Below are 1,610 nucleotides of genomic sequence, written 5' to 3' on the forward strand. Positions count from 1 at the left end.
AGTTGCTGCGCTGCAGCACCGTGCATGGCAACCTGGTGGTGCTGGATTTGCGCGAAGAAGAAACCATTTGGGCCACCAACCGGTTCATGATTTATGCCCTGTTTCCGCAGTGCAATATCTCCATCCATGTGTTGTGGGGTGTGCAAAAGCAAAATACCGTGTTTGCCACTGGCAAGTCCATTTTGGACCGCAGCAGCAAAACCCATGTCGGTGAACTGATGCTGGAATACGGCGGCGGTGGCCATAATGCTGCGGGCACCTGTCAGGTGGCCAACGACCAGGCGGCCGATGTGCTGCAAACCCTTATCAAGAGAATCAATGCCGATGAATGAAACCACATCCCCTTTGCCCCCCATCGCCAGTAGCGCATGGTGGCGCGCCGCCACCATAGGCTGCCTGCTGATCATGGCGTTTGCAGCCGCCACCGGGGTGAGCATGTTCGAGCAGTTCACGGCCCAGGTCAATCAGCTGCAAAACAAGCTGAAAGACGTGGCACAAATCAAATTTATTGCCGTGTTGACGGATGACAAGCAGGCACCGGCCTTGTTGGTGACACTGGATCCTCTGGACAATGCCATGCAGATTCAACGCCTGAGCAGCGTGGCTGAAGGCCGTGAAGACAGCATGCAACTGTGGGCGCTGCCCGCCAGCGGCAAGCCGATTGCCTTGGGCGTGCTGGGTAGTTCCAGCAAGACCTTGCGCCTGCCCGCGACTGAAAAAACACTGGTTAATGTTCCGCAACTGGCTATCAGTGTTGAAAACAAGGGCGGTGCCGAGCCGGGCGCTGGTCCCAGACTGCCTTATTTGTTCCAGGGCGCGGTGGTGCAAAAAGCACTTTAAACTTTGACGACAAAATAAATAGGAGACTCCCATGTCCGGTTTGCTACCCCTCGTCGATCCTGACGGCTTGCTTGAATTTTCAGTGGTCTATACCGACCGTTCGCTCAACCACATGTCCAAAAATTTTCAGGGCGTGATGAAAGACATTTCGGGTATTCTGAAAGAGGTCTACCACGCCAAGTCGGCGGTGTTGGTGCCGGGCAGTGGCACTTTTGGCATGGAGTCTGTCGCACGGCAGTTTGCCGGTGGCAAAAAGGTCTTGATCATTCGCAACGGCTGGTTCAGCTACCGCTGGACCCAAATCCTGGACATGGGTGCCATCGCGGCTGAATCTACCGTGCTGAAGGCCCGCCGTGTAGGCGCCAGCAAGCAGTCGCCCTGGGTGCCTGCGCCTATTGATGAAGTGGTAGCCGCGATTCGTGAGAAAAAGCCCGATGTGGTCTTTGCCCCGCACGTTGAGACCGCCTGCGGCATGATCCTGCCCGACGACTACCTGCGTGCCGTTTCTGCCGCTGTTCACGAGGTCGGCGGCTTGTTTGTGCTGGATTGCATTGCTTCGGGCGCGATGTGGGTGAACATGGCCGATACCGGTGTTGACGTGTTGATCAGTGCGCCGCAAAAAGGCTGGAGTAGTTCGCCTTGCTGTGCCATGGTGATGCTGAGTGAGCGGGCTCGCACGGCTATTGATGGCACCACCAGTAGCAGCTTTGCCTGTGACCTGAAGAAGTGGCTGCAGATCATGGAAACCTACGAGAACGGTGGCCACGCCT

At 56.5% G+C, this 1,610-nt stretch carries 2 protein-coding genes and 1 pseudogene; all 3 read left to right on the top strand.

The window, feature by feature from the left end; all coding sequences use genetic code 11:
* A pseudogene (locus WCG50_RS19305) lies at positions 1-332 on the top strand (exopolyphosphatase); the annotation flags it as partial.
* Positions 325-840 (top strand): anti-sigma factor, encoded by a 516-nt coding sequence (locus tag WCG50_RS19310; protein WP_336901215.1) that lies wholly within the window; start codon positions 325-327, stop codon positions 838-840. The pseudogene WCG50_RS19305 and the gene WCG50_RS19310, both read left to right, overlap by 8 nt.
* A gap of 31 nt (positions 841-871) precedes the next feature.
* Positions 872-1,610: aminotransferase class V-fold PLP-dependent enzyme (locus WCG50_RS19315; RefSeq protein WP_336901216.1), on the top strand; the 739-nt coding region annotated here is incomplete at its 3' end.

It is taken from the genome of Rhodoferax sp. (assembly GCF_037143375.1).
Classification (GTDB): domain Bacteria; phylum Pseudomonadota; class Gammaproteobacteria; order Burkholderiales; family Burkholderiaceae_C; genus Rhodoferax.

Excerpts from the sequence above, each read along its gene's own strand:
- WCG50_RS19310 (WP_336901215.1), top strand. The coding sequence starts at position 325 with ATGAATGAAACCACATCCCCTTTGCCCCCCATCGCCAGTAGCGCATGG.